This window comes from Peribacillus muralis, assembly GCF_001645685.2.
Classification (GTDB): domain Bacteria; phylum Bacillota; class Bacilli; order Bacillales; family DSM-1321; genus Peribacillus; species Peribacillus muralis_A.
On sequence record NZ_CP017080.1, the window covers coordinates 938010 to 963313 of the forward strand.

The 25304-nt window shown below is 40.9% G+C and carries 19 protein-coding genes, 1 tRNA gene and 1 pseudogene; 17 read left to right on the top strand and 4 right to left on the bottom strand.

Annotated elements, in window-relative coordinates:
• Window positions 1-333: 333 nt before the first annotated feature.
• Window positions 334-978 (bottom strand): TetR/AcrR family transcriptional regulator, encoded by a 645-nt coding sequence (locus ABE28_RS04520; RefSeq protein ID WP_064466940.1) that lies wholly within the window; start codon window positions 976-978, stop codon window positions 334-336.
• A 220-nt stretch (window positions 979-1198) separates the two neighbouring features.
• Here ABE28_RS04520 and ABE28_RS04525 point away from each other — a divergent pair, with 220 nt between their 5' ends.
• Entirely contained in the window at window positions 1199-2383 is a 1185-nt protein-coding gene (locus ABE28_RS04525) for a YhgE/Pip domain-containing protein (protein WP_064466939.1), read from the top strand.
• 354 nt (window positions 2384-2737) lie between these two features.
• Here ABE28_RS04525 and ABE28_RS24360 read toward each other — a convergent pair.
• Window positions 2738-2989: pseudogene (locus tag ABE28_RS24360) on the bottom strand (CotD family spore coat protein); the annotation flags it as partial.
• Between the two features lie 329 nt (window positions 2990-3318).
• On the opposite strand from ABE28_RS24360, the gene ABE28_RS04530 reads away from it, so the two are divergent.
• From ABE28_RS04530 to ABE28_RS04540, 3 genes are all read left to right on the top strand, one after another.
• Complete coding sequence (locus ABE28_RS04530; protein ID WP_064466855.1) at window positions 3319-4347, top strand: NADP-dependent oxidoreductase; 1029 nt, start codon at window positions 3319-3321, stop codon at window positions 4345-4347.
• Window positions 4348-4494: 147 nt separating this feature from the next.
• Window positions 4495-4908 carry a YbjN domain-containing protein gene (locus ABE28_RS04535; protein WP_064466854.1) on the top strand — a complete coding sequence of 138 codons (414 nt, stop codon included), beginning with the start codon at window positions 4495-4497 and terminating at the stop codon, window positions 4906-4908.
• Window positions 4909-5093: 185 nt separating this feature from the next.
• A tRNA-Gly gene (locus ABE28_RS04540) sits at window positions 5094-5167 on the top strand.
• 183 nt (window positions 5168-5350) lie between these two features.
• Here the strand turns inward: ABE28_RS04540 and ABE28_RS04545 are convergent.
• Window positions 5351-6019, bottom strand: coding sequence for a B3/B4 domain-containing protein (locus ABE28_RS04545; RefSeq protein ID WP_064466853.1), 669 nt, complete (start codon window positions 6017-6019; stop codon window positions 5351-5353).
• Between the two features lie 106 nt (window positions 6020-6125).
• On the opposite strand from ABE28_RS04545, the gene queG reads away from it, so the two are divergent.
• The 9 genes from queG to ABE28_RS04590 all read left to right on the top strand — a co-directional run bounded on the left by queG (window position 6126) and on the right by ABE28_RS04590 (window position 16209).
• Window positions 6126-7265 carry a tRNA epoxyqueuosine(34) reductase QueG gene (queG, locus tag ABE28_RS04550; protein ID WP_064466852.1) on the top strand — a complete coding sequence of 380 codons (1140 nt, stop codon included), beginning with the start codon at window positions 6126-6128 and terminating at the stop codon, window positions 7263-7265.
• 133 nt (window positions 7266-7398) lie between these two features.
• The gene (locus tag ABE28_RS04555) at window positions 7399-8256 is read left to right on the top strand and encodes an amidase domain-containing protein (protein WP_064466851.1); all 858 of its coding nucleotides are present in this window, start codon (window positions 7399-7401) and stop codon (window positions 8254-8256) included.
• A gap of 67 nt (window positions 8257-8323) precedes the next feature.
• Window positions 8324-8812: a tRNA (uridine(34)/cytosine(34)/5-carboxymethylaminomethyluridine(34)-2'-O)-methyltransferase TrmL gene (gene trmL / locus ABE28_RS04560; protein ID WP_064466850.1), complete on the top strand. Its 489-nt coding sequence runs from the start codon at window positions 8324-8326 to the stop codon at window positions 8810-8812.
• 82 nt (window positions 8813-8894) lie between these two features.
• Window positions 8895-9644, top strand: a complete 750-nt coding sequence (nfsA, locus tag ABE28_RS04565) for an oxygen-insensitive NADPH nitroreductase (RefSeq protein ID WP_064466849.1) — start codon at window positions 8895-8897, stop codon at window positions 9642-9644.
• Between the two features lie 304 nt (window positions 9645-9948).
• Complete coding sequence (locus tag ABE28_RS04570; RefSeq protein ID WP_064466848.1) at window positions 9949-10797, top strand: ABC transporter ATP-binding protein; 849 nt, start codon at window positions 9949-9951, stop codon at window positions 10795-10797.
• Window positions 10748-11668: an iron-hydroxamate ABC transporter substrate-binding protein gene (locus tag ABE28_RS04575; RefSeq protein ID WP_064466847.1), complete on the top strand. Its 921-nt coding sequence runs from the start codon at window positions 10748-10750 to the stop codon at window positions 11666-11668. The genes ABE28_RS04570 and ABE28_RS04575 overlap by 50 nt, the downstream gene beginning before the upstream one ends.
• 67 nt (window positions 11669-11735) lie before the next feature.
• Window positions 11736-12746 (top strand): FecCD family ABC transporter permease, encoded by a 1011-nt coding sequence (locus ABE28_RS04580; RefSeq protein ID WP_064466846.1) that lies wholly within the window; start codon window positions 11736-11738, stop codon window positions 12744-12746.
• Window positions 12743-13750, top strand: a complete 1008-nt coding sequence (locus ABE28_RS04585) for a FecCD family ABC transporter permease (RefSeq protein WP_064466845.1) — start codon at window positions 12743-12745, stop codon at window positions 13748-13750. Before ABE28_RS04580 ends, ABE28_RS04585 begins: the two co-directional genes overlap by 4 nt.
• 563 nt (window positions 13751-14313) lie before the next feature.
• Window positions 14314-16209 (top strand): PrkA family serine protein kinase, encoded by a 1896-nt coding sequence (locus ABE28_RS04590; RefSeq protein WP_064466844.1) that lies wholly within the window; start codon window positions 14314-14316, stop codon window positions 16207-16209.
• Between the two features lie 110 nt (window positions 16210-16319).
• Here the strand turns inward: ABE28_RS04590 and ABE28_RS04595 are convergent, their stop codons facing one another.
• Window positions 16320-16529: a hypothetical protein gene (locus ABE28_RS04595; protein ID WP_064466843.1), complete on the bottom strand. Its 210-nt coding sequence runs from the start codon at window positions 16527-16529 to the stop codon at window positions 16320-16322.
• 118 nt (window positions 16530-16647) lie between these two features.
• Here ABE28_RS04595 and ABE28_RS04600 point away from each other — a divergent pair, with 118 nt between their 5' ends.
• The 4 genes from ABE28_RS04600 (at window position 16648) to ABE28_RS04625 (ending at window position 24940) form a co-directional block, all read left to right on the top strand.
• On the top strand, window positions 16648-16827 hold the full coding sequence (locus ABE28_RS04600; protein ID WP_064466842.1) for a hypothetical protein: 180 nt from the start codon (window positions 16648-16650) through the stop codon (window positions 16825-16827).
• A gap of 449 nt (window positions 16828-17276) precedes the next feature.
• Complete coding sequence (gene yhbH, locus ABE28_RS04605; RefSeq protein WP_064466841.1) at window positions 17277-18446, top strand: sporulation protein YhbH; 1170 nt, start codon at window positions 17277-17279, stop codon at window positions 18444-18446.
• A gap of 1221 nt (window positions 18447-19667) precedes the next feature.
• Window positions 19668-23849 carry a toxin Cry1Ac domain D-VI-related protein gene (locus ABE28_RS04620; RefSeq protein ID WP_064466838.1) on the top strand — a complete coding sequence of 1394 codons (4182 nt, stop codon included), beginning with the start codon at window positions 19668-19670 and terminating at the stop codon, window positions 23847-23849.
• Between the two features lie 353 nt (window positions 23850-24202).
• Complete coding sequence (locus ABE28_RS04625; protein ID WP_064466837.1) at window positions 24203-24940, top strand: WecB/TagA/CpsF family glycosyltransferase; 738 nt, start codon at window positions 24203-24205, stop codon at window positions 24938-24940.
• Window positions 24941-25304: the final 364 nt, after the last annotated feature.

Genomic DNA, 25304 nt, shown 5'->3' on the forward strand with positions numbered 1-25304 from the left:
TTTTTATTACTGGAGAAATCGACTAAAAGTTGAATGAACATGAAGTTATAGACAAAACCGAATGGGGTTGGACATTTAATGAAAAAAAGGCATATTGGAAGGTAGGTTCAAATATATGAAAGTGTACTAAGGTTAATCCGTTATTGAATGACAAAGTCATTCGTGGAGCTGACGAGTTGGAGATAAGGGTGAACCGAATTTAAACTCAGGGGTTTGACGTTTCAATGTCGTGAGTGCGATGTGCCAGCCTTTCATACATTATTATTGAGAGCGTGTTTTAGTGGCTATTGAAACACGCTCTTTTGTTTGATTGAATTCAGACGATTAATCTGGTTAAGTTGCTTCGTCACTGTCCCCGTCAATCTGAGGTTTTAATTCCTCCTTAAGACCAGCCACATATACAGGACCAAAGTACGATATCTTTATTAAAGTTGAAGCCATTTCTTGAGGAGGCTGCTGCATGCCGTTTTCCAACCAGTATTGAATGACACCGAGATGGGCAGAAGTGACATATGCCATCAGGTGCTCAATTGGAACTAAGAGTGGCTCATGGTTCAGGTTTTTCATCGCTTTTTCAAGAAAGTTGGTTCTCATAAATTGTTTTATTCTCACTTGAAAAGCAGGATCTCCTTTTGGTCCTAGTATTAATTTCATGAATTGGGCATTTTCTTCTATATACTCAAATAACTTCACTAAAGGTATCGGTTCGTTTAGTAATTGAGAATCAACAAGCATTTTTGGTTTCAATTCTTTGAAGAATTCTTTCATTTCCTTAATGATCTCTTCTTCACTCTTTTTCAATAAATCGTATTTATCCTGATAATGTAAATAAAAAGTTCCTCGATTAATATCAGCCTTTTCCGTTAAATCTCTGACCGTAATTCGTTCAAATCCCTTTTCTTCCATTAAATGTGTGAGGGCGTCTCGTATCATTCTTTTAGTCCGGATTATGCGTCTATCCGTTTTTTGATCAGTCATGGGCAATCGACCAACTTTCTTTCTTTCTTTTTTTAATAATAATGAACAATACATGACTTTGTGTTAAGTAATGGACGTAACCTTCCATATTGTTTATTGCGTAAATCACTTATTTAATTATAATTTACATAGTGATAATAAAACAACACTGTGTGCATTTCTTATTAAGCCTGGAGTGCTGGATGTTAAAGAAAAGGAAAAAGGAGATAGATTGATGAAAATGGTAAAAAATAAAATGGTGTTTTTAGCACCGATAATTGCATTGGCAGTCGTTCTTATATTTAGCCTTACATTGATTCCGTCCGTGAATCCAACGCCAAAAAACCTGCCCATTGCTTTTGTCAATGAAGATCAAGGAGTGACACTGCCTAATCAAACAAAGGTAAATATGGGTGGGAAGATGGCTGAGATGATCAAAACTTCAGCTGAACCTAAATCAGGTGAAGAACCCATTGTGGATTGGGTTACCGTAAAAAGCTATAAAGAAGTTAAGCAAGGTTTAGACGAGCGGAAATATTACGCGGCCTTGGTCATTCCAAAAGACTTCAGTCAAAAGCAGGCATCCCTTCAGACTCCAAAGCCTTCATCACCTGAAGTTCAAATTTTCGTGAACCAAGGTATGAACACGATGGCATCTACTCTTGCGGGACAAATGCTAAATGGAATCGTAGACAATATGAATACGACTATCCGTAACCAGCTACTGACAGGACTTGAAAAACAAGGTGGTATGATAACGACTAAGCAAGCTGCTGCATTGGCATCACCGATTACGAAAAATGTAACCAATGTAAATGAAACGGGGACACATAGCGCCAATGGGAATGCTCCTGTGTCGCTATTCCAGCCGCTTTGGATGGCATGCATAGCTGGTGCCGCTTTTCTTACGATAATGCTCAATAAACTTCCCTTTGCAAGCCGGAGAGAAAAATTCGCCAATCAATCGGTACAGGTGCTTATAGGGGCTGTGATCGCCATTTTGGTAGGCTTTGGATTGACGTGGATGGCTGATGCAGTCGGGATGCATATTCCCGATTTCACTAGCATCGCTTGGTTCCTATCCATTGCTTATTTCAGCTTCTTCTTAATGATTTCGGCTGCTTTGTCTTGGTTGGGAATGAAGGGATTGCCCCTGTTCGTCATTATCTTATTCTTTGGAGCGCCGTTATTGTCGATGGCCCCAGAACTAATGTCTTCTTTTTACAATAATTGGGTCTATTCCTGGCTACCGATGCGATTCCTTGTTGATGGATTGCGTGAGTTATTTTTCTTTGACAAAGGGCTAAGCTGGAATCATCCTACAGCTGTATTAGTAGGAATAGGCATAGGTGGTCTTGCGGTTTTGTTGGCTTCTGCCCTAAAACCGGGAACAAAAAAAGAAGGAGAGTCGCAAACAGAAATGTAAGGCTGTTAAATGGGCATTATAAAAAGGTTTCGGAATGGTTTGCCTTCCGAAGCCTTTTAAATTTTTCATTGAGCCTGAAACAGGTGAGGAGACGTTGCACATAGCCATAATGCTGGCGAGAATGAGGGGGTGAGGCTTTCATAATCTCATGATTATCAGTAAAATCCTGACGTTCATTATGGGAAGAATAAAGAGAAATTAAAAAAACCCCTTATAGGGGCTTTTTAATGGTCAGAACCGATAGGGCATTGGAGAGTGCCAAGAGTTTGGGGGACAAGGATGTGGAGGGCAAGGATTATGCGGCACTCCACAAATGAGGTTTTGCGTACAGCACTCATTCACTACAGATTGAGTATGCGGAAAATAATGTTTATACGTGTTGATATGTTTGTTCACCGTTTTCGTATGCGATGGATGGATTACAGGTATTACCGTGTTGGAGACATTTGTATTAACGTACTGCTTCGTTGGTGAAACCTGCGGTGGGTCATATTGAGTAGGACTGACATTTGGCGGACAATATTGCGGTGGACAATTTTGTGGCGGGCATTGCCCCCAGCTTGCTGGCTGCCATGAGTTGTTATTTTTCATTTCTAAACCTCCCATTTATATTAAGTCAAGGTTATTTTATGCGACTTAATCGAAAATGAACTAATGTGGATGCCTATTTTCTATACAGAATCACTAGTATGTATTACTGGCACAGCAAAATAAAATAGTAAGGACCATGTGAGAGATATTAAAAGCGAAGGTAAGGGCTGCGGATGAATTCCCTATATTGTCCCAAAATGGACGTAAGACCAAAAAAAAACAGTAAGAGCTTACATGAAGTGGAATGGAAGCATTAGGAAGTCATATCCTTTGACTGTGGAACTTTATCAGTGATACGCTTATTTTTCGATAGTACGTATTTATAAATCAAGGAGGAACGAATGATGACACAATCCAAACAACAAAAAATCACCCTGGCCAACCGTCCAAAAGGTATGCCCACGAAAGAAGATTTTAAATTTGTGGAGAGTGAAGTTCCCACACCAAACGGTCAGGAGATTTTAGTACGGACGCTATACTTATCGGTAGATCCCTACATGCGGGGAAGAATGCAAGATACCAAATCATATATTGCTCCATTTGAATTGAATAAGCCGATCACTGGCGGGGTTGTGGCCGAAGTGGTAGAGTCTAAATCGGATTCCTTCAAAAAGGGCGATGTGGTTGTTGGCAATATCGATTGGGCGGAATACACAGTCGTCACAGAAAAGGAAATTCGCGTGATCGATCCAAAGGTTGCTCCCGTCACAACCCATTTGGGGATTCTTGGTATGACTGGGTTGACAGCTTACTTCGGTTTGCTGGATATCGGTAAACCAAAAGAAGGTGAAACAGTCGTGGTTTCCGGAGCGGCAGGGGCCGTTGGTTCAGCTGTTGGACAAATTGCCAAGATTAAAGGTGCAAAGGTTGTCGGTATCGCTGGATCAGATGAAAAACTAGAGTACTTAACGAAAGAGCTGGGCTTCGATGGAGCCGTTAACTATAAAAAAGATAGTTTTGTGGATGATTTGAAAAAGGCAGTTCCTGATGGAGTCGATGTTTATTTCGATAATGTGGGCGGAGACGTGACAGATGCCGTTTTCACGCTATTGAATACAAATGCCAGGATCCCTTTATGCGGGGCCATCTCCTCTTATAATGCAGAAGGAAAAGATGTAGGGCCTCGTCTGCAATCGGCCATGATCAAAACAAGTGCTACTATGAAGGGCTTCACGGTCGGAAATTATGCTTCGCGATTCAAAGAAGGTGCGACCGATCTAGGGAAATGGCTTCAAGAAGGAAAACTGAAGTATGAGGAAACGATTATTGAAGGGTTTGAAAACACACCTGACGCATTTCTAGGTTTGTTTAAAGGTACGAATCTCGGTAAGCAGCTTGTAAAAGTCGCGGAGCCCATGTTCGCTCAGCTTTAAATTTCCAATGAGGCAAGCCAAAACGGCCTTCTTTCGATATCCGTTCGAAAGAAGGCCGTTTTCTTTAACAGGCTTTAAATTAGAAAAGACTGTAAAAATGCCAATTTTCAGTATAAAATGTACATATATACAGAAAGGTGATGAAGCATGTCAAACGTTGCTAAGTTTCGTGATTTTTTAACTAGTGAGAAAATCTACATGAATGAATTGAATGAAGATGGCACGACCTTTTTTAGAGCGGAGCAAAAGCTGAAGGATGGGTGGAAGGTCCTGCTAGTATTTGCATTCAATCAAGATGAAAATGTGGCCGACTTATTTTGCTTCAATGTCGCCGAGTTGAAGAATCCGGATAAGAAACAGTATGTACATACTTTGTTAAATGAATATAATGCGAACTTCAGGTATTCAAAGCTGTATGAAGAAAAAGGGACCATCTCCATTCGTTATTCATATTCGATTGAAGGTGAGTTCATCCCAGACCTTGCATTCAGGAAATTAATCATGCTGCTTGAAACGGCGCAACAAGTATACCCGCGGTTAATGGAAGTGATTTGGTCTTAAGTTTAATGGAGATGGTTAAAAAAGTTCGCTGTTTCAGGGGACTTTTTATCATCTTTACTAGAGTCAATGAATATAGTATCGTAATCTACCATTAATTTTAATATTTTTTAAAAGAACTATTGCATTTGTTCGCATTACGCTATATAATTAATTTTGTTGGTGATTCGACAAAGTTCTACAAACATGCGGGTGTAGTTTAGTGGTAAAACCTCAGCCTTCCAAGCTGATGATGAGGGTTCGATTCCCTTCACCCGCTCCAATACATACTCATAACGTAGGGTTTCGTTACCTGGAGAACGAAGCTTTGCGTTTAAATAATTTCATGGGAATTCTACTGTTTACAGTGGGATTTTTTTATTGTCCCTGCAAGAATAGATTCCAGTGATGGTGACCCAAAAACCCCCTTCCGATAACGGCAGGGGTTATGTCTGTTGAATCTTGGTTATCCTTCTAAAATTGAGTAAGTTCCTTCACCACCATGAATTTCAAGGAACATGTCCATCAAGGATTTGGTAAGCTGCTGGGCTTCCTTGACCGGTGTCTTCGTTTGTAAATAAATGATTTGGATCGCACTTTTCGTTTCTTCGGTTACTTTCGTTCGTTCTGAATCGACGTAGGGGCTGCCGAATGGTCCGTCGTGGTCGGCTGAAACAATCATATTTTCCAATGAATTAAAGCGGCCGTTCAAACCGACATAGCCATCGGTATCCTTGCCAAGCTTAATCGCGATTTCACCTTTTAATTTATCCGCATCATAAATACCGATTGGAACCTCATATAAAAGGGAAAAAAAGTTATTTAAATCGGTGGCGGAGTGGATGGGCGCCAAATAATTCTGTTTTTTAATGCGACGGTATAGGGCTTCCACGGAAGGGCGATAACGTGAGGGGTTGGCTCCCGTCGCCTTGAAAATCGCTCGCCACTCTTTAATGCCGGAAAAATCGGTAAATTCCTTTTCTTCAAGGTCGAAGAAGAGAGCCTCCTGAAATAATTGCAGTCTCCCTTTCACCATTTGTGGCGAGGGTCCTACTTCGATGTTGTCATAAATGATGATCCCTACTTTGAGTCCAGGGATTTTATCGCTTAGATCAGTGGATATGTTAATTTCCAAGCGTTTCACCTCCAAAAATGATTGAAATTAGTTTATCATAGATAGCAATGGTTTGAAATGAATGCAAGCTTCGGCGGAAATACTGAAATGAACGTAGGTGATAATCATGGATATGAATACATTCAAGCAAGAAGTGATTATATATAGTAAAAAGATCGGCATCGATAAAATCGGTTTTGCATCGGCTACGACTTTTACCGAGTTGAGAAGTCGGCTTATTCGTCAACAAGAGCTGAATTATCAGTCCGGGTTTGAGGAACCGGACATTGAAAAAAGGGTCAGGCCGGAATTGATATTCGATAAGCCGCAATCCATCATTTCGATTGCATTGGCATATCCTTCGAAATTGAAAAATGCTCCGCAAAGCAAAAAAGGTGAACGGCGGGGGATTTTTTGCCGGGCTTCCTGGGGAACGGATTATCATGCCGTGCTTCGAAAAAAATTGCAGTTACTTGAGGATTTCATTACGGACAAAGCGCCAGGGGCGATTTCCAAGTCGATGGTTGATACGGGTGAATTATCCGATCGGGCAGTGGCGGAGCGGGCAGGGGTTGGCTGGAGTGCAAAAAATAGCATGATCATCACACCGGAATTCGGCTCTTATGTTTATCTAGGAGACTTGATTACCAATCTGCCCTTTGAGCCTGATCAACCGATGGAGGATCAATGCGGGACATGCAATAAATGTGTCGATGTTTGTCCAACAGGTGCGCTCGTTCAGGGCGGACAGCTTAATGCCAAGCGCTGCATTGCCTTTTTAACACAGACGAAGGGGTTCCTGCCGGACGAATTCAGGACGAAAATAGGCAATCGTTTGTATGGATGCGACACTTGCCAAACTGTCTGTCCAAAAAACAAAGGAATCGATTTTCATTTACATGAAGAGATGGAGCCTGACCCGGAATTGGCCAAGCCGCTGTTGAAACCGCTGCTTACCATTTCAAATCGGGATTTCAAAGAGACTTATGGACATGTATCTGGTTCTTGGCGTGGTAAAAAACCCATTCAAAGAAATGCGATTTTAGCACTGGCACACTTCAAGGATGTAACGGCATTGCCCTTATTGGTCAAGGTCATGAAGGAAGATCCGCGTCCAGTCATACGTGGAACGGCAGCATGGGCTGTGGGGAAAATTGGCCGCCATGAGGCTGTTTCCGTGCTGGAAGAAGCAAGAATGAAGGAAACGGATGAAGAGGTTCTGGAGGAAATCGAGAAGGGCCTGCAGTTTACCTTGGAAACGCAATGATATGTATGATGAAGCCGTCCTGCTCCTAGGGCGGCATTTTTTTTGCCTTAATGCTGAACGATTAGGAATTTGTGTTTTGTCCATGCCCTCATACATACACATTATCATAGACGGTAAGAAGGAGGGCATGAACTTGAGGGATCAATTGCAACGCCTTTTACAGGAAAGGATTGAGTTTTATACTTCCGATAACCAGGAACGGAGTGAACGGAAATCCCATCTGAAAAAGGAATTGATGAGGACCCGTGAGGCGGAAATTGTCAGGGTGAATGCTGCAGGTAAGGTTCAATCGAGCAAAAAGGAGGACACTGATACAGTGCTGACTTATCAAGTGCATCTGCAGTATTTATTGAAACAGGAGGATTCATTTTATATAGAAGAAGAAATGGAAGAAAGGGAGGCAAGGTTTCGAAATGGGTATCTAGTCGATGAGCGTGAACTGGTTCCGAATTTGGAAACGGAAGCGGAGCCCCAAACATGGGATGCTGGGGCAGAGCGTCTTGCTTATAAGTATGAGCGGATGAAAGCAGTTCAATATGCAGAACGTTGGTGGAATGAATTCAACCCCGAGTATTATAAATTCACTGACGACTGCACGAATTTCATTTCACAATGTTTACATGCGGGAGGAATTCCGATGTGGGGGACCCCGAACAAAAATAAGGGCTGGTGGATCAGAGGAAAAAGCTGGAGTTACACGTGGACGACGGCACATTCTTTATATCATCTGCTTAAAGCGGGTAATGGCATCAGGACGAAGCAAGTGGGGTCGGCGCAGGAACTGAATTTGGGTGATATCCTTTGCATCGATTTCGAAGGGGACGGCCGGTTCGATCATAACTTGATCGTGACGGCGAAGGATCAGGAGGGCATGCCGCTTGTTAACGCCCATACGATGAACAGCCGCCACAGGTATTGGACGTATGAGGACTCGACTAGATATACACCGAACATCGTGTATAAATTCTTTGTGATTTTGGATGGAAGCTGATTGATTTTTAGTCTTTTTTGTTTAATGGTATAATTAAGGCGAAGTTTAAACTAGAGGTGAAAATGAAGTGGCCATACATGTAGTTTTATATCAACCACAGATTCCAGCAAATACAGGCAATATCGCAAGAACTTGTGCAGGGACGGATACGTCCTTACATCTGATTCGCCCGCTTGGTTTTTCGACCGATGACAAGCAGCTCAAACGGGCGGGACTGGATTATTGGGAGAATGTGAAGATCCATTATTATGATTCTTTGGAAGAGTTCTTTGAAAAAAATGCCGGCGGCGAATTTTATTATTTGACGAAATTCGGGGAACAGCCGCACTCAAGCTTTGATTACAGTAACCTGGACAGTGAAATATTCTTCATTTTTGGCCGGGAAACGACAGGGCTTCCGAAAGATCTGATCCATGAGAATATGGACCGGTGCCTGCGGATTCCAATGACGGATAAAGTACGTTCCCTGAATTTATCGAATACAGCGGCCATCTTGGTCTATGAAGCATTGAGGCAGCAAAATTACCGTGAATTGGATTTGAAAACAAAAGGCTGAATGTCACCGCCATCCATCATCGGGGAATGGTAACTCCCATGGTGGATGTTTTTTTTACATATTGATAAAAGGGGTGGTAGCATTGAATACTATTATTGAGAAGATTCTGGATCATCGTTCCATTCGTTCTTTTGAGGACAGGCCATTGACGGAGGAGCAAATCCAGACGATTGTGGAGTGTGCCCAGGCTGCATCCACATCCAGTTATATTCAAGCGTATTCCATCATCGGAGTGACCGATCCGGAAAAGAAGACCAAGCTTGCTGAACTTGCAGGACCTCAATCTTATGTCGAGAAGAACGGACACCTTTTCGTCTTTTGCGCCGATTTATATCGGCAGGATATCGTTTCCGAGATGGAAGGGACGGATGTGACTGAATCGCTCGAAAGTACCGAAAAATTCATGGTTGCTTGCATCGATGCTGCCCTGGCTGCCCAAAATGCAGCATTGGCGGCCGAATCGATGGATCTTGGCATTTGCTATATCGGCGGCATCCGTAATGATCTTCAAGCAGTGTCGCGGATTTTGAATATACCGCATCGGATCATCCCTTTATTTGCACTTGTTGTCGGCCATCCAAAGAACAGATCTGATAAAAAGCCGCGTTTGCCGAAGTCCAATATCTATCACGAAAATGGCTATCAAGAGGATAAGCAGGAGTACATCGAACAGCTTGAAGCTTATAACGAAACGATTTCCGATTATTACGATCAAAGGACTAAAGGGAAGCGTAAAGATACCTGGACAGGGCAGATGGCGGATATGCTTGAAAAGAAAAGCCGATTATATATGAAAGATTACGTGGAGAAGCAAGGATTCAAAAAACATTAAGTGATCAATAAGTCCTGGACTGGTTAGTCTTGCCTGTTTAATAAGTTAGTGATCCATGTATATGAAAATCGCTTGATTCAATCCAGAAAGATCCCGGAATTTTCCTGGATCTTTCTGTTTTTGTGGGTTAATTGGTAAAAAAAGTTTCAGTATATATAGCCTCTTAAACTTTCTTCTTGAATACCCATGAAATGCTATTGACAATATATTTGGATAGAATTATAGTAATTAAGTAATGGATAATGATAATCATTTTCACTTGTATTTTTACTTACCTATTTTTCAGTAAATGGAGGTTGAAATAATGGTTCGCCTATATACAGAGGAATTGAACATTGGGTATGGTGAACGTTTAATTGTAAAAGATCTCAGTGTGGAAATTCCAGATAAAAAAATCACAACGATCATCGGTTCAAATGGGTGTGGAAAATCCACACTTTTGAAAGCGATCACCCGAATCATCCCCAAACAAGCGGGGACGGTTGTATTGGATGGTGTGAATATTTCCAAAGAAAGCACCAAGATTCTTGCAAAAAAAATGGCCATACTTCCGCAAACACCCGAAAGTGCAAGTGGATTGACAGTCGGCGAGCTCGTCTCATACGGCCGCTTTCCTTATCAAAAGGGATTCGGACGGCTGACCCAAAAAGACTATGATGTGATTGACTGGGCACTTGAAGTGACCGGTACGAAAGAATTCAAGTTCCGCCCGGTGGATGCTCTCTCGGGAGGTCAGCGCCAGCGTGTCTGGATTGCGATGGCATTGGCTCAGGAAACGGAAATCATCTTCCTTGATGAGCCGACCACCTATTTGGACATGGCACATCAACTGGAGGTTTTGGAGCTCTTACAGAAGCTGAATGTGGAACAGGGACGTACGATTGTCATGGTCCTTCATGACTTGAACCAAGCTGCGCGCTTTGCCGACTATATCATCGCCTTGAAGGACGGGGAAGTCGTGAAAGCGGGAGATTGTGAGGAAGTCATCACGCATGAAGTGCTTAGGGATGTATTCCATATTGATGCGGTAATCGGACGAGATCAACGAACGAACAAACCAATGTGCAGCACGTACAATTTATTAAAAGGAGATTCAACACCAAATGAAAAAGATATTGATCCCGTTTATACTGCTGTTAGTGTTAATTATTAGTGCTTGTGGTAACAATGAGTCAACGGAAAAAGAGAAAAGCTCGGATACGAAAAAGGAAAAATCGGGAACCATTACGTACCAATCTGAAAATGGACCTGTCGAAGTGCCTGCGAATCCTAAACGTGTAGTCGTGCTATCTTCTTTCGCAGGTAGCGTGCTGGCTTTGGATGTTAACCTTGTCGGGGTAGATTCCTGGTCTAAAATGAACCCGAATTTCAAGCTGGATGACGTCGAGGAAGTCACGGACGAAAACCTGGAAAAAATCATCGAATTGAATCCGGATCTGATCATTGGTTTATCCACGATTAAAAATGTCGATAAATTAAAGGAAATTGCTCCTACCGTAACATATACATACGGAAAAGTGGACTATTTAACACAGCATGTGGAAATCGGGAAGCTTTTGAATAAAGAAAAGGAAGCCCAAGCATGGGTGGATGATTTCAAAAAACGGGCAAAAACCACTGGTGATGAAATCAAGGCCAAAATTGGTGAAGATGCTACCGTTTCCGTATTTGAAAAGTTTGACAAGCAGTTCTACGTATACGGCGATAATTGGGGCCGCGGAACAGAAATCCTTTATCAGGAAATGAAATTGGGCATGCCTGAGAAGGTAAAAGAAACGGCATTGAAGGATGGTTATTTTGCCTTATCATTGGAAGTCCTGAAAGACTATGCCGGTGATTATGTCATTTTGAGCAACAACAAAGATCAAGATAACTCATTCCAACAAACTGATACGTTCAAAAACATACCTGCGGTTAAAAACAATAAACTATTTGAAGCTGATGCAAAAAGATTCTACTTCAATGATCCAATAACATTAGATTACCAATTAGACTTCTTTTCAAAAAGTTTTCTTGGAAAATGATACAGCGAGGGAGAGGGAGTCTGATTCCTCTCCTTTTATTCTATAAAAAAAGAGATGAGAGAGACAGATGACTAATGAGAATCAACGTTTCATCCCATTTACATATAAACTGATCATTGCGATCGTTGCTTTTATCGCTATGTTCATCATAGCGATGGTATTTGGTGCAGCCGATGCCACCATTAAGGATGTATGGAAAGCCTTGACATCGAATGCTACCGGCGAGAAGATTTCCATCATTAGGGAAATTCGTCTTCCTCGTGAAGTGGGAGCGATCTTCGTCGGTTCGGCCCTTGCCGTATCAGGAGCCATCATGCAAGGAATTACGAGGAATCCGCTTGCCGATCCAGGACTGCTAGGATTGACGGCAGGAGCAAATGCAGCCCTGGCGATAACACTGGCATTCGTTCCATCAGCCAATAACTTTGGCATCATGGGTGCATGCTTTATTGGTGCCGCTGTAGGGACTCTCATGGTTTTTGGCATTGCGGCGATGAAGAAGGGCGGCTTTTCTCCGATAAGGATCGTGTTAGCTGGTGCAGCGGTCTCGGCCTTCCTATTTGCCGTATCGGAAGGAGTCGGCATTTACTTCAAGATATCAAAAGATGTCTCGATGTGGACTGCCGGGGGTAATATCGGGACATCATGGGGACAGCTTCGAGTAATCGTTCCATTCATAATAATAGGCATCTTGATTTCCTTCATCTTTTCCAGGCAACTCACGATTCTTAGTCTCAGTGAAGAAGTGGCGGTGGGGTTAGGTCAAAAGACAGCGCAAATTAAGGCGGTTCTTTTCGTCGTCGTCATTTTGCTTGCCGGTGCTGCGGTTGCTTTAGTCGGAAATATGGTTTTCATTGGGTTGATGATTCCCCACATGGTCCGGGCCATCGTAGGTACGGATTATCGATTCATCCTGCCGATGTCCGCGGTTTTAGGGGCTGCTTTCATGCTCTTGGCCGATACGATCGGCCGTACAATCAATTCTCCGTATGAAACACCTGTGGTAGCGATTGTTGCGTTGATAGGTTTACCTTTCTTCCTCCTAATCGTACGTAAAGGAGGGAAAGCATTTTCATGATCTCTTCAGCTTTAATCAAAAAACAGCGTTGGCTTATCGGTGCCTTAACCGCACTCATCATCATAACCGTCATTATAGGTACGTGTTTAGGGTATTCCAATCTTTCAATAGGGCGACTGGTACCCACGCTTTTCGGACAAGGAACCTTTAAAGAGGAGTTCATATTATTTTCCGTCAGGTTGCCGCGGATCATCATCACCCTCCTGGCGGGAATGGCGCTCGCGCTGTCCGGAGCCATTTTACAGGGGATTACCCGTAATGATTTGGCTGACCCCGGGATTATCGGAATCAACTCCGGAGCGGGTGTTGCCATTGCTGTTTTCTTTCTGTTTTTCCCGATCGACGCAGGTTCATTCGTTTATATGGTTCCGATTGTCGGGTTTATCGGTGCGATGCTGACCGCCTGTATAATATATGTTCTTTCCTTTAAACGCAGGGTTGGTCTTGAACCAGTACGGCTAGTTTTGATCGGCGTCGGTTTTTCCATGGCCCTTTCCGGCTTGATGATCGTCCTCATTTCCTCGGCGGAACGAGCCAAAGTGGATTTCATTGCAAAGTGGTTGGCAGGAAATATTTGGGGGGCGGACTGGCCGTTCATTTGGGCAGTCCTTCCATGGCTGATCATACTCATACCGTTCACTTTATATAAAGCAAATCGTTTGAATCTGCTTGGTTTAAGTGAACCGGTCGCTATCGGAGTGGGGGTTTCGATTGAAAAGGAACGGATCGTCTTGCTGATAACAGCTGTCGCACTTGCAGCTGCCGCCGTATCCGTAACGGGAGGAATAGCCTTCATCGGACTTATGGCCCCACATATAGCGAAGTCCTTGGTCGGACCTCGAAATCAATTATTCATTCCCATAGCCATACTAATCGGCGGGTGGCTTCTGTTGCTTGCCGACACGGTAGGCCGTAATATAGTCGAACCCGAGGGAATTCCGGCAGGTATCATGGTCGCCTTGATCGGTGCTCCTTATTTCATGTATTTATTGTTGAAAAAATAATGGCTGTTTAAAATCCCTTGAATTTTTCAGGGGATTTTTTCTATGCCAATCCATGTTAATGTATAAAAAATGAAGCTATCGGAAACTCTCCGAATCGCATCAGTCTTATCCCGAACATTAATAGAGGAAAGGCAACTAGCTTATCTCCTGCAATCATAAAAAAGGCCTGATCATCAATGATCAGGTCACTTATTTGGGAATTTGAAAATAGGGTGTTCTTTATTTCACACCTGGTTTATCGTCATACCCAGCAGTGAAAATGGCGGCTAAAAATGTAAGAGCTACTGCAACGATAATAACTGTGCCCATGCTTTGACCTCCCTTTACCCAGATTGTCCCACTTTAGTATAGTCTTAGTATACCCTGAATTTTAGCAGCAGTGCACAAAATTTTTCTTGTCTGAGGATTTTTCATCCATTTTTCACGGTTTTAGCCTTTTCCATTCCTTCAATGCAAGTGGAATCGGAAACAATGCCTGGTGACTTTTTAAAGTCTGACATGTTTGTCAGACTTGGAGCATAGATTTAAGTATTCTCTGAAAGTGACAGGGGGAGGTTCCTTAAATGGATATATTAAAGAAAATCGAAAAATTTAGAGAAGATGAACAGAAGCTCAAGTGGGAAGGCACCTTCGCAGAGTACTTAGACATATTGAAAGAAACGCCATTAGTTGCTCAATCTGCTCATTCACGTGTATACAACATGATCAGAGATGCAGGGATAGAGGAAGTAAATGGATCAAAGAAATACAATTTTTTCAGCGGTCAGTTATTTGGGCTCGAAGATTCATTGGAAAGGCTAATCGAGGAATATTTTCATCCGGCAGCAAAGCGGCTGGATGTCCGAAAGCGGATATTGCTTCTCATGGGTCCAGTTTCAGGAGGAAAATCTACACTCGTTTCTTTACTGAAGCGTGGGCTTGAAAATTATTCATCAAAAGAAACAGGTGCGATATATGCAATAAAAGGATGCCCGATGCACGAAGATCCGCTGCATCTCATTCCACAGTATTTACGGAATGATTTCTTTGAGGAATATGGCATTAGGGTAGAAGGAAACCTATCGCCGTTGAATGTCATGAGATTAGAGCAGGAATATGGAAGCAGGATTGAAGATGTGATGGTCGAACGCATTTTCCTTTCAGAGGATAAGCGTGTCGGGATCGGCACATTCAGTCCATCTGATCCCAAGTCACAGGATATTGCTGATTTGACAGGCTCGATCGACTTTTCAACCATTGCAGAATATGGATCTGAATCCGATCCGCGAGCCTATCGCTTTGATGGCGAGCTGAACAAAGCGAATCGAGGAATGATGGAGTTTCAGGAAATGCTGAAATGTGATGAGAAGTTTTTATGGCATTTACTTTCATTGACTCAAGAAGGAAATTTCAAGGCTGGACGATTTGCTTTGATCAGTGCAGATGAGCTCATCGTGGCTCATACGAATGAAACCGAGTATAAAGCGTTCATCTCCAACAAGAAAAATGAAGCCTTGCACTCCCGAATCATCGTCATGCCGATTCCTTATAATCTAAAGGTTACCGAGGAAGAAAAGATTTATGAAAAAATGATACATGAAAGTGATGTTTCAGATGTTCATATTGCCCCGCATACATTAAGGGTGGCGGCGATCTTTAGCATCATGACCCGACTGAAGGATCCGAAAAAAGGCGACATCGATCTGGTGAAAAAGATGAGGCTATATGATGGGGAAAATGTGGAGGGCTTTAATTCCGCTGACATAAATGAGCTGAAAAAGGAATATCAGGATGAGGGCATGAGCGGAATCGATCCTCGATATGTGATCAACCGGATTTCGTCTACGATCATCCGTAAGGAAAATCCGTCCATTAATGCCTTGGATGTACTTATGTCATTAAAAGCCGGACTTGACCAGCATCCTTCCATTTCGAACGAACTTCGTGAGCGTTATTTGAACTTCATTTCACTCGCCCGTAAGGAATATGATGCAATCGCCAAAAATGAAGTGCAAAAAGCTTTCGTCTATTCCTATGAAGAGTCGGCTAAGATCCTCATGGATAATTACCTGGACAACGTCGAAGCATACTGCAATAAATCAAGGCTGCGTGATCCATTGACTGGGGAAGAAATTAATCCGGATGAAAAATTGATGCGCTCGATCGAAGAACAAATCGGTATCTCCGAGAATGCAAAAAAAGCATTTCGTGAAGAAATATTGATCCGCATCTCTGCCTATGCGCGTAAAGGGAAACGATTCGATTATAATTCACATGATCGCTTACGAGAAGCCATTCAGAAAAAGCTATTCGCGGATCTGAAGGATGTCGTTAAAATCACGACTTCAACGAAGACACCGGATGAAAGGCAATTGAAGAAAGTGAACGAAGTCATTTCGAGACTTATCGACGAGCATGGTTATAACTCCACTTCTGCCAATGAATTACTGCGCTATGTGGGAAGTCTGTTAAATCGGTAATTAATCTTGACCCCTACCCTCAATTGGGTAGGGGTCAATCATGTTTTGGAGAAAAACTTGCTTGAAACATACCGGGTGCCGGTATCTTTGAAATTTTTCCATGGAAATATTCATTTGGTTACATTCAAACCATATTGTTCGATAAGAGTAACAAGCTGGTCTGATGTAAGTGTGTCTTCACTATGATCGACTTTTATTTCGCCATCATCGACATCAATGATCGCACGCTCCACACCCTCCGTTTTCAAAAGGATCGACTCCAGATTCAAAATGGGGCCTTCGGATGTAGCTTCTTTTACATAAAGTGTAGTTGTTTGCATATATCTTGCACCTCCTTGGATTTGATCATCTGTTTTATCTATACCCCATCTTCATAGTAGATATGTTCAGTTTTGTTTTTGGGAAAATTGGGTATCAATAAAGTAGAGGTGATGTCAAATGAGTAAAGAAGAACTGAAAAAAGACCATGTTCCGGAAAACAGCTCAATGGCCAAGGATTTTGAAGAGATGAAAGAGCTTGGTAAGCAGATGGAAAATCAAAGGACGAACGAAGAATTGAAAAAATGGGATAAACGCCCAGGCACGGTCCAGCATGAAGTGGAGGAAGGTAAAGATTGACACATGGCACTGCGAAAATGATTTTTTCTATGGTAAAGGGTGGTCCAGGATGTTAGTGGAGCATCCTTTTGTTGTGTAGACTTATTGGCGGTTTCAGTGGATATCATGAAGCACCTATCCTTTTATGTACAATTGCACTTGAATTCCTCATTCATATAACTTTCTACGATGAAATTAACCTCGATGTTCCCACTACTAGCAGATTTACGTAAAGTGCCTAAAAAGCAGGACGTGACTTGTCCGTTTCGTAGGCAAACGTCCATTATTGAATTTTGTTGTAAATTTTCCTGCAACGCTGCATAAGATAGAGTAATACACTTCTTTTAGTATGTATTTGTGGACTGTTATTTCTTATAAAAGAAAATGGGAATGCTTTGGGTTTTCTCACACTAATTTAGTATATGAAGGAATGATGAAAAGCGTGCAAACATTTTTAAGGGGGGAAGAGAATGTCGGAAGAGAATAATCAACAATATGTTATCTCACAGGAAAACTGGTCCCTCCATCGAAAAGGCTATGATGATCAACAACGTCATCAGGAAAAGGTACAGGAAGCGATCAAGAATAATTTACCGGATTTAATTTCCGAAGAAAGCATTGTCATGTCAAACGGCCGGGATGTCATCAAGATTCCCATTCGCTCCTTGGATGAATATAAAATCCGTTATAATTATGATAAGAACAAACATGTAGGTCAAGGTGATGGTGACAGTAAGGTAGGAGACGTGGTTGCAAGAGATGGTTCGCCATCCGATGCCGGAGCAGGTAAAGGTCAAGGAGCGGGTGACAAGGCAGGCGAGGATTATTATGAAGCAGAGGTATCGATGATGGAGTTGGAGGAAGCGCTGTTCAGTCAGCTGGAACTGCCTAATCTCCAGAAGAAAGAACACGCGGAGCATACACTTGAACAAATCGAATTCAACGACATCCGCAAGACAGGCTTAATGGGGAATATCGACAAAAAGAAAACGATGATATCCGCTTTTAAAAGGAATGCGTTAAGCGGCACTCCAGGTTTTCATCCGATTTATAAGGAAGATTTTAAATTCAAGACGTGGAATGAAATCGAAAAGCCGGATTCCAAAGCTGTTGTGCTGGCAATGATGGATACTTCCGGAAGTATGGGATTATGGGAAAAGTATATGGCAAGGAGCTTTTTCTTTTGGATGAACCGATTCCTCCGAACGAAATATGAAACGGTTGAAATCGAATTCATCGCGCATCATACGGAAGCGAAAGTCGTTCCGGAAGAGGATTTCTTTTCAAAAGGGGAAAGCGGGGGAACGATTTGTTCGTCTGTATATCGAAAAGCATTAGAACTTATTGATCATAAATATGACCCGGCAAAATTCAATATCTATCCATTTCATTTTTCCGACGGTGACAACCTCACATCAGATAACGTTAGATGCGTCAAGCTTGTGGAGGAACTCATGAAGCTTTCCAATATGTTCGGGTATGGCGAGGTCAATCAATATAATCGCCATTCGACATTGATGACGGCCTATAAAAATATCGATAATGAAAAATTCAGGTATTTCATATTAAAGCAAAAGGCGGATGTTTTCCACGCAATGAAGAGCTTCTTTAAGGAAGAAGAACAGAAGAAATTTGCTTAAAGAGTGGCTGCTCACAGTTTTTCATCACAGATTGTAGGGATGTTCCTCTACAATCTTTTTTTATTGCATTTTCATTCAGTGATTTACCTATTTGTGGGTAAATCAGCTGACAGTTCGTTCAACCCCATTCCCCACCATTTATTTAAGGTTATACGATCTCCAATTTCCACCAGAAATTCATCGCCGGAAAACAAGGCAAGTTTGAAATGTAAATCACCTCGTTTCATTTTTGGAACGATGGCTTTGGAAAAATATAATAGAATAAAATAGAAGTGCGGAAACACTTCCCCTAACCCATTGTTAAAAGAAGAAACCCCAATCCAAGCACTGAACGAATCCAAGATATAAAGTCTTGGATTCAGGCTTAAACTGCCTGTTCCTTTTCATGGGGGCAGGCAGTTTAAGTTATTTTTCAATTTCTGCATGTGAAAGTTAGCCAAGCAGTGTTGGAGGGAAAGCTGTGCTTTTATGATAATGTATATAGTTTCCATAATATTAAAGGAGCAAGATTATGACGAAGCCAATTTTCTTTTCCTTGTGGGTTTCACAAGCATGGACATTCCTATTAAAAAATCGGATATATTTCATCCAAGCCTTTTTAGTCCTATTTTTAATGTATCTCCTATTAAATAAACAAGAAATAAATATGTTGAAAATCACACTCATAATCATTACGGCTCTTTCCTTCCTTAAGAGTGCACATAGAAAATGATGCCATATATGAGTGCAGGGAGAATATCCAATATAAAAACAAGCATGTAAAAGAATAAGACGAGAGATTCAATCGATGGAGATTCCTAGTAGCTAAGCATTTTAAAAACATTTGGCAAACTCCTTGAAGCAGTAAAAATGAGTTTACTAATCTTTTGGAGGACTTAAAGAGTAACAGGTTGGATGAATAGTTACCGGAAGCTTTACCGCTTGATCAAAGTTCAAGATACGAATGTCAGTACGTAAAAATTCAATAAGATTAGAGATGATCGAAGAGCACAGTTCATGTAGCAACTGTGCTTTTTTACTTGCTTAATGGTTTTTATTTTCACTCTTTGATCATTTTTCTTCACCTTTATCTAAAAAAACAGTAAAAATGAAATTTCATGCATTAACTAGTGTTTCAAAAATGATTTTTGAAACATCATTATTGGAACGATGTGTTTGTCGAGAAATAGTACTATTAATTTGTTATCTACCATAAATACTATTTTAGGAGGCAAAATCCATATGAAAAAAAATAAAGTGTTAAAACCGATTAACGTCATGACCACATCATTTCTGTTAGCAAGCTCTCTAATGATGCCAACTGCAGGATTTGCGGAGGAATCCTCCACACCAGAAAAAGGTGTTGCGAACGCACAGGAGCCTGAAGCCAAAGGTCAAGAAGAATCGCGTACACAAACAAAGGACACTCAATCGCGAAGTATGGCAACAACAGCTAGAGCATCAAATGAAGCGATTGTATATAATTTCGCAGAAATGAAGGCTGTCTTAGAAGCTGATAATGGAATTACGACAATCAAACTTGGACAAAACATCGATATAAGCGGTTCGATTAACATTCAAGCAAAAAAAACAAACATATTGATCGATGGGAATAACAAAACAGTTTCGGAAACAGGATCGAATGGATCATCAGGAGGGCTCTATTATGGCAGTGGTAATATATTGCGGAATGTCACTGTAAAGGACCTTAACATTAGAGGGAAAAACTATTATGGATTCATTACGATAAACGATGCGTCAAAAAATGTAGAACAAGTATTTGAAAATGTTACGTATAGTGGGCCACAAATGATTTGGAACCGTTATGGGAAAGCAATTTTTAGAGGAGTTAATACCATTAATATCAATAATACGACAATGCCAGGATCATCATCCGCCCAAGAGGTTGCGGAAGTTGGAAGTGTTGAAATTGAAGGTGATATTAAGATTTTCCATAATAATGACAATGCCGTCATTTGGTCAATTTCAAAATCTCCCCAATTCAAGATTGCATCTGATGCTAAAGTTGAAATTAATACTATGCGAAGTGGGTATGGAATCTTTTATCCATCAGGTGGTAATGGAGAGTTCTCCATTGGAAAAAATGCAAGTGTGAACTTTGATGGACAAAAGGGAATTACAGGAAAAGGGATTTTGAAATCATTTATTATCGAATCTGGGGCAGAAGCTGTGATGAATAGAACGGGTAAAGATTCGGCCCCAATGATTTTAGTCTATGGAGAAACAGAGATTAATCAAAACTCAAAGCTTCAAGTAAGTACAGAAAATGGTCATGCTATACAACTGGTGGACAAAGCAACTATGAATTTTAAGAAGCCGGATAGCGTCATTTTATCAACACTTAAAGGTCAAGCGATTGATAATAAGTCTACCTCGCTAACGATGAACATTGATACAGGTATAGTCAAGCTATGGACGAACCAATCTCCAACGCCTAGCAGCTATGTGAGTAAGGATGGTAAGGATTTCACTTGGAACGCTGATTATCGTTATGATGAAGCCACTTGGATTAAAGGTTCAATGAACTTGGGCTCCCCATTCAATATTGAATTTGGTAAAACAAATAAGATTGAACTAGGCACTGATGTAGAAGGTCAATTAAAAAGAGAGCTAGCTGAAGCGAAGAAAAAAGTGGAAGATTTGTTCACGAATGATAAGTTCGACACATTGAAAGAGTCAACGAATAAAGCCGCGGTTGATGAAGCTCAAGCAGCCGTCAACAAATTGCCAGCCGGTCCGGAAAAAAATCGGCTACAAGATTTAGTGAACAAAGCGAACGATTTATTGAAGAAAAAAGAACAAGCCGAAAAAGACTTGAACGATGCAAAGAACAAAGTGGAAGATCTGTTCACGAATGATAAGTTCGACACATTGAAAGAGTCAACGAATAAAGCCGCGGTTGATGAAGCTCAAAACGCAGTCAATAAATTACCAGCCGGTCCGGAAAAAAATCGGCTACAAGATTTAGTGAACAAAGCGAACGATTTATTGAAGAAAAAAGAACAAGCCGAAAAAGACTTGAACGATGCAAAGAACAAAGTGGAAGATCTGTTCACGAATGATAAGTTCGACACATTGAAAGAGTCAACGAATAAAGCCGCGGTTGATGAAGCTCAAGCAGCCGTCAACAAATTGCCAGCCGGTCCGGAAAAAAATCGGCTACAAGATTTAGTGAACAAAGCGAACGAGTTATTGAAGAAAAAAGAACAAGCCGAAAAAGACTTGAACGATGCAAAGAACAAAGTGGAAGATCTATTCACGAATGATAAGTTCGATACATTGAGGGGAATTACCGATCAAGGGGCAATCGATGAAGCCAAAAAAGCGGTTGATAAGCTTCCGGAAGGTGCAGAGAAAAATCGCTTGGACGATTTAGTAAACAAAGCACAAGATCTATTAAATGAAAAAATACAAGCCGAAAAAGACTTGAACGATGCAAAGAACAAAGTGGAAGATCTGTTCACGAATGATAAGTTTGACACATTGAAGGGAAGTACCAATCAAGGAGCGATAGATGAAGCCCAAAAAGCGGTTGATAAGCTTCCGGAAGGTGCAGAGAAAAATCGCTTGGACGATTTAGTGAACAAAGCACAAGATCTATTAAATAAAAAAATACAAGCCGAAAAAGAACTGAACGATGCAAAGAACAAAGTGGAAGATCTGTTCACGAATGATAAGTTCGACACATTGAAGGGAAGTACCGATCAAGGAGCGATTGATGAAGCCAAAAAAGCAGTTGATAAGCTTCCGGAAGGTGCAGAGAAAAATCGCTTGAATGATTTAGTAAACAAAGCACAAGATCTATTAAATGAAAAAATACAAGCCGAAAAAGACTTGAACGATGCAAAGAACAAAGTGGAAGATCTGTTCACGGATGATAAATTCGACACATTGAAAGGAAGTACCGATCAAAGAGCGATTGATGCAGCGGAAGAAGCAGTCAATAAATTACCGGCAGGCCCGGAAAAAGAGCGCCTTGAAGAGCTTCTGAATAATGCCCAGGATTTATTGAACAAGAACGAACAAGCCGAAAAAGACTTGAACGATGCAAAGAACAAAGTGGAAGATCTGTTCACGAATGATAAGTTCGACACATTGAAGGGAAGTACAAATCAAGGGGCAATCGATGAAGCTAAAAAAGCGGTCGATAAACTTCCGGAAGGTGCAGAGAAAAATCGCTTGAATGATTTAGTAAACAAAGCACAAGATCTATTAAATAAAAAAATACAAGCCGAAAAAGAACTGAACGATGCAAAAAACAAAGTGGAAGATCTGTTCACGGATGATAAGTTCGACACATTGAAGGGAAGTACCAATCAAGGAGCGATTGATGTAGCGGAAGAAGCAGTCAATAAATTACCGGCAGGTCCGGAAAAAGAGCGCCTTGAAGAGCTCCTGAATAATGCCCAGGATTTATTGAACAAGAACGAACAAGCCGAAAAAGAACTGAACGATGCGAAGAATAAAGTCGAAGGATTGTTCACGGACAATAAGTTCGACACATTGAAAGGAAGTACCAATCAAGCAGCTGTTGACGAAGCTCAAGCAGCGGTCAAAAAATTGCCAGCAGGTGCGGAAAAAGATCGCCTGCAAGGTTTAGTGGACAAAGCTCAAGAGTTGTTAAATCAGTTATCAGTTGAACTGACAACAAATGAATTTGATCCGAAAAAAGATAGGTATATTACTGGGAAATTCACAGGCAATATTGACAGTATAGGCTATAGCATCAATGGAGTAGAGTTTAAAGGCGGAACATTGAATCCAGACGGCACTTTCAGCATTTATGCATTTAATAGATTAACAGCAACAGATACAGTGATTGTATATGCGTACGACAGGAGTGGAAACAAAATCAAACAAAGCACCGTCAAGCTAAAAACGGAGGTTATAGGGTCAGGTACGATTAAAGCAGATGAATATACCTACAACCAATCCTTTATAACTGGACAATTTACGGGTGATGTGAAGAGCATAGGCTATAGCATAAATGGGACTGAATCTAGAGGTGGAACATTGAATGCCAATGGAACATTCAGTATCTATGTGTTCGGTAATGTCAGATCAGCAACGGATACAGTGATTGTGTACGGTTATGATCAAAATGGAAACAGGATCGCCCAAAGTACTGTGACGGTTAAGGCTCCTCCAACTAAGACCGGAACGTTAACACCAGATAACTTTGGATTAAGAGATACGAATATACGGGGTACATTCACAGGTGATATTAAGAGTATCGGATATAGTATAAATGGCACGGAATCTAGAGGCGGAACATTGAATGCCGACGGTACATTCAGTATCTATGTGTACGGAAAAATCAGATCAGCAACAGATACGGTGATTGTGTATGGCTATGACCAAGATGGTAACAGAATCGCCCAAAGCCCAGTTACAATCAAATAAATATTATATGAAATGTATATAAAAGTGGCATTTTAGAACATTTTTTAGTCATGGGCATTTAGACCGGTGCCTATGAGTGGATACATGCAGATAACATGAGCTTCATCCCCTTAACCTATCATGGAAAGGGATAAAAAGAGAGATATGAATAAGGCATTTATAGATAGAACACTTGAAAGAGAGTGTTCTATCTAATACTCTCTTTTTTTATATTCTTTATAGAATTCATCGTTTGTTAGTAATCCTTTTCTGCTTTCAAAGACGAAGATTTGCGATAGAAATCTCCATTCAATAGAAGTAGTTTTAAACATATCTTATAGATCTTGACAATAATAATTTAAGGTGAATTAAATTTGAGAATTAACATATTGGGAAGTGAACTCGATTGTTTGTCTTTTGACCAAACAATCGAATCAATAAATGAAATTATACAGAATCGTACTCCGACACAACATGTAGTCCTAAATGCAAATAAAATTAATCTAATGCGGAAAGATAAAAAATTAAGTCACATAATAAACGAATGTAGTTTGATAAATGCAGATGGGATTTCTATTGTATTAGCGGCCAAAATACTAGGTTATTCAAAAGTAGAACGCGTTACAGGTGTGGATCTATTTGTGAAATTATTAGAGGTTTGCAATGAAAAGGGGTATCGAGTTTATTTTTTAGGTGGGAAGGAAGAAGTTGTTCAAAAAGTGGTTGAAATGGTTGAACATAAACATGCTGACCTAATGGTGGCAGGATACCGTAATGGTTATTTTAAAGATGAAGAATCCAGTGGAATCGCTGATGAAATAAGGGAATCATGTGCGGATGTCCTGTTTGTGGCATTTCCAAGCCCCCAAAAAGAATTTTGGATAAAACGACATCTAAAACAAATGGATGTCCCTTTTGTTATGGGAGTCGGTGGAAGCTTCGATGTGCTAAGTGGCCATGTAAAAAGAGCACCCAAGTGGGTTCAAAAAATAGGTATGGAGTGGTTTGTTCGCTTTATGCAAGAGCCCAAGCGTATGTTTAGGCGATATTTTATAGGTAATTTTACATTTTTATGGCTTGTTTATAAAGAGCGTTTTTTTAAACAAAGATAAACTATAGAAAAAAGATAGGCAATGTGATGTCACAGGCTTTTGTAATTTTGTTTCACACAGATGTCCATCGAGTAATTGTTATTTCTAAATCACTATATACAAACCATTGCACATTCCAATTACATGTCTGATTATTGTGAGTTCCTAAGTCTGTCATGTAAGGACCATGTATTGTTTTTGTAGTTACTTAGTGTTTATTTCAGAATATTATAACTATTTATATAAAACCGTTATATCGGCTGCAAGTTTAGGAACAAGGTTTTTGCTTATTACTAATGTCGATGCCAAAGGAAATGCTACCAATCATTCATATATTGCTGGAGTGCAATTAAGCCAGGAAATGAAGAAATTATGATAATACCTG

Excerpts from the sequence above, each read along its gene's own strand:
- ABE28_RS04520 (WP_064466940.1), bottom strand. The coding sequence starts at position 978 with ATGACTGATCAAAAAACGGATAGACGCATAATCCGGACTAAAAGAATG.
- ABE28_RS04525 (WP_064466939.1), top strand. The coding sequence starts at position 1,199 with ATGGTAAAAAATAAAATGGTGTTTTTAGCACCGATAATTGCATTGGCA.
- ABE28_RS04530 (WP_064466855.1), top strand. The coding sequence starts at position 3,319 with ATGACACAATCCAAACAACAAAAAATCACCCTGGCCAACCGTCCAAAA.
- ABE28_RS04535 (WP_064466854.1), top strand. The coding sequence starts at position 4,495 with ATGTCAAACGTTGCTAAGTTTCGTGATTTTTTAACTAGTGAGAAAATC.
- queG (WP_064466852.1), top strand. The coding sequence starts at position 6,126 with ATGGATATGAATACATTCAAGCAAGAAGTGATTATATATAGTAAAAAG.
- ABE28_RS04570 (WP_064466848.1), top strand. The coding sequence starts at position 9,949 with ATGGTTCGCCTATATACAGAGGAATTGAACATTGGGTATGGTGAACGT.
- ABE28_RS04575 (WP_064466847.1), top strand. The coding sequence starts at position 10,748 with ATGAAAAAGATATTGATCCCGTTTATACTGCTGTTAGTGTTAATTATT.
- ABE28_RS04580 (WP_064466846.1), top strand. The coding sequence starts at position 11,736 with ATGACTAATGAGAATCAACGTTTCATCCCATTTACATATAAACTGATC.
- ABE28_RS04585 (WP_064466845.1), top strand. The coding sequence starts at position 12,743 with ATGATCTCTTCAGCTTTAATCAAAAAACAGCGTTGGCTTATCGGTGCC.
- ABE28_RS04590 (WP_064466844.1), top strand. The coding sequence starts at position 14,314 with ATGGATATATTAAAGAAAATCGAAAAATTTAGAGAAGATGAACAGAAG.
- ABE28_RS04595 (WP_064466843.1), bottom strand. The coding sequence starts at position 16,529 with ATGCAAACAACTACACTTTATGTAAAAGAAGCTACATCCGAAGGCCCC.
- ABE28_RS04600 (WP_064466842.1), top strand. The coding sequence starts at position 16,648 with ATGAGTAAAGAAGAACTGAAAAAAGACCATGTTCCGGAAAACAGCTCA.
- yhbH (WP_064466841.1), top strand. The coding sequence starts at position 17,277 with ATGTCGGAAGAGAATAATCAACAATATGTTATCTCACAGGAAAACTGG.
- ABE28_RS04620 (WP_064466838.1), top strand. The coding sequence starts at position 19,668 with ATGAAAAAAAATAAAGTGTTAAAACCGATTAACGTCATGACCACATCA.